Below are 6,039 nucleotides of genomic sequence, written 5' to 3'. Positions count from 1 at the left end.
CTGCAAACCAGCCCGTCCGGCGGCGGCCGGCGCCGGCGCCGCGAGGACTGCGGCGAAGGCCACAGCGCGATTCGGGCCGTTGCCAGGGTAGAGTCTTAACGACCGTCCGGTACCCGCACAGCGGGACTGGAACGAAACCAAGAGACTTGTGAGGGTCGTCTGCGATGGTGCAGTTCGACGGATTGCGCCCCGCCCGGCTCAAGGTGGGGATCATCTCCGCCGGCCGGGTGGGAACGGCTTTGGGGGTCGCGCTGGAACGCGTCGACCACGTCGTGGTGGCGTGCAGCGCCGTTTCCCAGGCGTCGCGGCGGCGGGCCGAGCGCTGGCTACCCGACACCCCGGTCTCCCCGGTACCCGACGTTGCCGGTAACTCCGAGTTGCTGCTGCTGGCGGTGCCGGACACCGAGCTGGCGGCGCTGGTTTCGGGGTTGGCCGCCACCTCGGCGGTGCGGCCGGGCACCATCGTCGCGCACACCTCCGGGCTCAACGGCGTGGCCGTGCTGGAGCCGTTGAGCAGGCAGGACTGTATTCCGCTAGCCATTCATCCGGCGATGACGTTCACCGGCTCCGACGAGGACATCTCCCGGCTGCCGGACACCTGCTTTGGGATCACCGCGGCCGACGAGGTCGGGTACGCGATCGCGCAATCCCTGGTGCTGGAGATCGGCGGCGAGCCGTTCCGGGTCCGCGAGGACGCGCGGACCCTGTATCACGCTGCGCTGGCTCATGCCAGCAACCACGTCGTCACCGTGCTCGCCGACGCCCTGGACGCGTTGCGGGCCGCCCTGTCGGGCAACGAACTCCTTGGTCAGCAGCTGGTCGACGATCAGCCTGGCGGCATCGCCGAACGGATACTCGGGCCGCTGGCCCGCGCCGCGCTGGAGAACACCCTGCAACGAGGGCAGGCGGCGCTGACCGGTCCGGTCGCTCGCGGTGACGCCGGCGCAGTCGCTTCCCACCTGAGCGCGCTGGCGTCCGTCGATGCGCAACTGGCTCAGGCCTATCGGCTGAACGCGCTGCGCACCGCGCAGCGCGCGCATGCGCCCGACGAGGTCCTCCAGGTCCTTGAGGTTTCGGCGCGGTGACCGTCAACAGGCCGCCGAGGTTCAATGCCGGCGAACTCAACGTGTATTCGAGTCCAAGTGATGTCGGCGAGGTCAGCCGTGCGCTGCGTTATACCGGTCGACGAGTGATGCTGGTGCCGACCATGGGCGCGCTGCACGACGGGCATCTGTCCCTCGTCCGGGCCGCCAAACGGGTGCCCGGATCGGTGGTGGTGGTGTCCATCTTCGTCAACCCGCTGCAATTCGGCGCCGACGAAGATCTCGACGCTTACCCGCGGATCGTCGACGACGATTTGGCGCTGCTGCGCGGTGAAGGGGTTGAAATAGCTTTCATCCCAAGCGTTGTAGCGATGTATCCGGACGGCCCCCGTACCGCCGTACATCCGGGCCCGCTGGGATCCGAGCTCGAGGGCGCCGCCCGGCCCACTCATTTCGCCGGCATGCTCACCGTGGTGCTGAAGCTGCTGCAGATTGTGCGCCCTGATCGAGTGTTCTTCGGCGAGAAGGACTATCAGCAGCTGGTGCTGGTCCGGCAGATGGTGGCCGACCTCAATGTCGATGTGCGGGTGATCGGGGTGCCGATCGTGCGTGAACTAGATGGCCTGGCGATGTCGTCGCGCAACCGCTACCTCGATCCTGCCCAACGTGAACTGGCCGGCGTGCTGTCGGCGGCGCTGCTGGCCGGGACGCATGTCGCATCCGGTGGTGCGGACGCGGCGCTGCAGGCGGCCCGCGCTGTGCTGGCGGAGGTGCCCGCGCTGGAAGTGGATTATCTGCAGGTGCGCGATCCTGCACTTGGGCCGGCGCCACTGCACGGCCCCGCCCGCTTGCTGATTGCGGCCCGGCTCGGTGCCATCAGACTCCTCGACAATGTCGCGATTGAAATCAGCACTACCGTCGGCGTCGACGGGCGGGAGCCCGCGGTCCCGGCTGGGCGTCACGAATCACCCTGGAGGAACTGATGTTACGAACAATGCTGAAGTCGAAGATCCACCGGGCAACCGTCACGCAGGCGGACCTGCACTACGTTGGCTCGGTGACCATCGACGCCGACTTGATGGATGCGGCCGACTTGCTCGAGGGCGAACAGGTGACCATCGTCGACATCGACAACGGCGCCCGGCTGGTCACCTACGCGATCACCGGCGAGCGCGGCAGCGGTGTGATCGGAATCAACGGTGCTGCAGCGCATCTCGTCCATCCCGGTGACTTAGTGATCCTGATTGCCTACGGGACGATGGAGGACGCCGAGGCGCGCAGCTACCAGCCGAGGATCGTCTTCGTCGACGCCGGCAACCGGCCGATCGACCTCGGACACGATCCGGCGTTCGTACCGGCCGATGCAGGCGAGCTGGTCTCGCCGCGATGAAGGTCTCCTAGCCGTGCTGCTGGCAATCGACGTCCGCAACACACACACCGTTGTCGGCCTGCTCTCCGGTTCGAAGGAGCATGCGACGGTAGTGCAGCAGTGGCGGATTCGCACCGAATCCGAAGTCACCGCCGACGAACTTGCCTTGACCCTTGACGGTCTGATTGGTGAGGACTCCGATCGGCTAACCGGTGCAGCCGCTCTGTCTACGGTTCCATCGGTGCTGCACGAAGTACGGGTGATGCTCGACCAGTACTGGCCGTCGGTGCCGCATGTGCTGATCGAACCCGGGGTCCGCACCGGCATCCCGCTGCTAGTGGACAATCCGAAAGAAGTCGGTGCCGATCGGATTGTCAACTGCCTCGCCGCTTTTCAGAAGTACGGTACCGCGGCCATCGTGATCGATTTCGGCTCATCGATCTGCGTCGACGTGGTGTCCGCCAAAGGCGAATTCCTGGGCGGCGCTATCGCGCCGGGGATACAGGTCTCCTCCGACGCGGCTGCCGCGCGCTCGGCCGCATTGCGGCGGGTCGAGCTGGCCCGGCCGCGTTCGGTGGTCGGCAAGAACACCGTCGAATGCATGCAGGCGGGTGCGGTGTTCGGTTTCGCCGGGCTGGTGGATGGCCTGGTCGGCCGCATCCGCGACGACGTGGACGGTTTTGCAGGCGGCCCAGGAAATCAGGTCACGGTCGTGGCGACTGGCCACACCGCGCCGCTGCTGCTGGCCGAACTGCATTCCGTCGATCACTATGACCAGCACCTGACTCTGCATGGGCTGCGGCTGGTGTTCGAACGCAACCGGGACAGCCAGCGCGGACGGCTCAAGACGGCGCGCTGAGGAGGCAATATCGCTGGCAAGCGCATGACTTAAGCTGGCAGGTCGTGAACGCCGGCGAGGACCTTCCTGAGGACATCCCTGAGCAATTCCGGATCCGCCGGGACAAGCGTGCTCGGTTGTCGGAGCAGGGCCGCGACCCTTACCCCGTCGAAGTCGGCCGCACCCATACGCTGGCGCAGATCCGTGCCGCTTACCCCGACTTGCCCGCCGATTCGACCACCGGTGACATCGTCGGTGTCGCCGGCCGGGTGGTGTTCGCCCGCAATTCGGGAAAATTGTGTTTTGCGACACTCCAAGAAGGCGACGGCACCCAGCTGCAGGTCATGCTGAGCCTCGCCAGCGTCGGTGCGGAGGAGCTTGACGCCTGGAAAGCCGACGTCGATATCGGCGACATCGTCTGCGTACACGGAGAGGTGATCAGCTCACGGCGCGGCGAGCTGTCGGTCCTCGGCGATAGCTGGCAGATGGCGTCCAAGGCGCTGCGGCCGCTGCCGGTGGCACATAAAGAGATGAGCGAAGAGTCGCGGGTGCGGCAGCGCTACGTTGACCTGATCGTCCGTCCCCAGGCACGCACGGTCGCCAGGCTGCGGATCGCCGTCATTCGCGCGATACGGTCCGCGCTGGAGCAGCGCGGGTTTCTCGAAGTCGAGACGCCGATGTTGCAAACTTTGGCGGGGGGTGCAGCGGCTCGGCCGTTCGTCACGCACTCCAATGCGCTCGACATCGATCTGTACCTTCGGATCGCACCGGAACTGTTCCTCAAGCGATGCGTCGTTGGTGGGTTCGACAAGGTCTTCGAACTTAATCGAGTGTTCCGAAACGAAGGAGCCGATTCCACACATTCCCCCGAATTTTCCATGTTGGAGACCTACCAGGCGTATGGAACGTATGACGATTCGGCGGTCGTGACGCGCGAGCTTATTCAACAGGTGGCGGACGAGGCGATCGGTACTAGGCAACTGTCACTACCCGACGGCAGTGTCTATGACATCGATGGAGAATGGGCGTCGATACAAATGTATCCGTCGCTATCGGAGGCACTCGGCGAAGAGATCACACCGAACACCACTGTTGACCGCTTACGTGCGATCGCCGAGTCGCTCGGCGTCGAGGTGCCCTCCGACCGCGGGTATGGGCATGGCAAGCTGGTCGAAGAATTATGGGAACATGCCGTGGGCGCCAGCTTGACCGCACCCACCTTTATTCGGGATTTTCCAGTGGAGACAACGCCTTTGACGCGTCAACACCGCAGCATCCCGGGGGTTACCGAGAAGTGGGACCTGTATATACGCGGGGTCGAACTGGCCACCGGATATTCGGAATTGATCGACCCGGTGGTGCAACGGGAGAGATTCGCTGAACAGGCGAGAGCGGCCGCGGCCGGCGATGACGAGGCGATGGTGCTCGACGAGGATTTTCTGACCGCTCTGGAGTACGCCATGCCGCCGTGCACCGGAACGGGAATGGGTATCGATCGGTTGTTGATGGCTTTGACTGGTCTGTCAATTAGGGAGACAGTATTGTTCCCGATTGTTCGTCCGCATAGCAACTGACGTCATCTATGGTGGCGTATTGAATACCGCGCCTGCATATGGCAGATTGATGTTCACGGGGGCGATCCAAACAACTCGCACGGTAAGTGCGCAGGAAGAAAGCGTGAGGCTTAGCCAATGGCGAAGAAAGTGACCGTCACCTTGGTCGATGATTTCGACGGTGAGGGCGCCGCCGATGAAACTGTCGAATTCGGCCTCGACGGGGTGACCTATGAGATTGACCTTTCGACCAAAAATGCCACGAAACTGCGCAACGACCTGAAGCAGTGGGTCGCAGCCGGCCGTCGGGTCGGCGGTCGTCGGCGCGGACGTTCTGGCTCCGGTCGCGGCCGCGGAGCCATCGACCGCGAGCAGAGCGCCGCGATCCGGGAATGGGCCCGTCGCAACGGGCACAACGTGTCGACGCGGGGCCGCATCCCGGCCGACGTCATCGACGCGTTCCACGCTGCAACCTGACCCGGCGACCAACACCGCGCGGTACAGCAGAGCCGGACCAGCACCGAACGCGGGCTGGTCCGGCTTTTCGCTGGTGGCGAAATAATCACCCACCCGGCCGGGAACCGTTTTGCCGGTTTACCGCGTTGCTTTCATTACGGCTCTGATTTAGCCGGGCAGATAGCGATGGCATTACCGACCGCAAGGTAGGAAGCCTGGCGAGCCGCCCACTACAGTGGATGGCAGGTACGCAAGTGTCGGCCCCTGAGCCGATAATGACGGAGTACCGATGGTGAGGGAGAGCAGGTAACCACCGATGTTCGAACGATTTACCGACCGTGCCCGCAGGGTCGTCGTCCTGGCGCAAGAAGAGGCCCGGATGCTCAACCACAACTACATCGGCACCGAGCACATCCTGTTGGGTCTTATTCATGAGGGCGAAGGTGTAGCCGCAAAGTCACTGGAGTCGCTGGGCATCTCGCTGGAGGGCGTCCGCAGCCAGGTCGAGGAGATCATCGGCCAGGGCCAGCAGGCCCCGTCGGGACACATCCCGTTTACGCCACGCGCCAAGAAGGTGCTCGAGCTGAGTCTGCGTGAGGCGCTGCAGCTTGGCCACAACTACATCGGCACCGAGCACATTCTGCTCGGCTTGATCCGTGAGGGTGAAGGCGTTGCGGCCCAGGTGTTGGTCAAACTGGGCGCTGAGCTCACCCGGGTGCGTCAGCAGGTGATTCAGCTGCTGTCCGGTTACCAGGGCAAGGAGACGGCCGAGGCCGGTAC

7 protein-coding genes are annotated in these 6,039 nt (G+C 64.4%); all 7 read left to right on the top strand.

Annotated elements, in window-relative coordinates:
- The first annotated feature begins 164 nt into the window (after nt 1-164).
- Nucleotides 165-1,085: a Rossmann-like and DUF2520 domain-containing protein gene (locus WAN71_RS17860; RefSeq protein WP_422226610.1), complete on the top strand. Its 921-nt coding sequence runs from the start codon at nt 165-167 to the stop codon at nt 1,083-1,085.
- On the top strand, nt 1,082-2,026 hold the full coding sequence (gene panC, locus WAN71_RS17855; protein WP_422226609.1) for a pantoate--beta-alanine ligase: 945 nt from the start codon (nt 1,082-1,084) through the stop codon (nt 2,024-2,026). The genes WAN71_RS17860 and panC overlap by 4 nt, the downstream gene beginning before the upstream one ends.
- Nucleotides 2,026-2,433: an aspartate 1-decarboxylase gene (gene panD, locus WAN71_RS17850; protein ID WP_422226608.1), complete on the top strand. Its 408-nt coding sequence runs from the start codon at nt 2,026-2,028 to the stop codon at nt 2,431-2,433. Before panC ends, panD begins: the two co-directional genes overlap by 1 nt.
- A 13-nt stretch (nt 2,434-2,446) precedes the next feature.
- Complete coding sequence (locus WAN71_RS17845) at nt 2,447-3,271, top strand: type III pantothenate kinase (RefSeq protein ID WP_422226607.1); 825 nt, start codon at nt 2,447-2,449, stop codon at nt 3,269-3,271.
- A gap of 44 nt (nt 3,272-3,315) precedes the next feature.
- The gene (lysS, locus tag WAN71_RS17840; RefSeq protein ID WP_422226606.1) at nt 3,316-4,824 is read left to right on the top strand and encodes a lysine--tRNA ligase; all 1,509 of its coding nucleotides are present in this window, start codon (nt 3,316-3,318) and stop codon (nt 4,822-4,824) included.
- A 117-nt stretch (nt 4,825-4,941) separates the two neighbouring features.
- Nucleotides 4,942-5,280, top strand: coding sequence for a histone-like nucleoid-structuring protein Lsr2 (gene lsr2, locus WAN71_RS17835; protein WP_422226605.1), 339 nt, complete (start codon nt 4,942-4,944; stop codon nt 5,278-5,280).
- Between the two features lie 295 nt (nt 5,281-5,575).
- Nucleotides 5,576-6,039 (top strand): Clp protease N-terminal domain-containing protein (locus tag WAN71_RS17830; protein WP_422226604.1); only part of this gene is annotated, 464 nt, incomplete at its 3' end.

Origin of the sequence: Mycobacterium sp., assembly GCF_049280035.1 — a bacterium.
Classification (GTDB): Bacteria; Actinomycetota; Actinomycetes; order Mycobacteriales; family Mycobacteriaceae; genus Mycobacterium.
The sequence above is the reverse complement of the archived record's forward strand: the minus strand, read 5'-3'. Positions and strand labels throughout refer to the sequence as shown.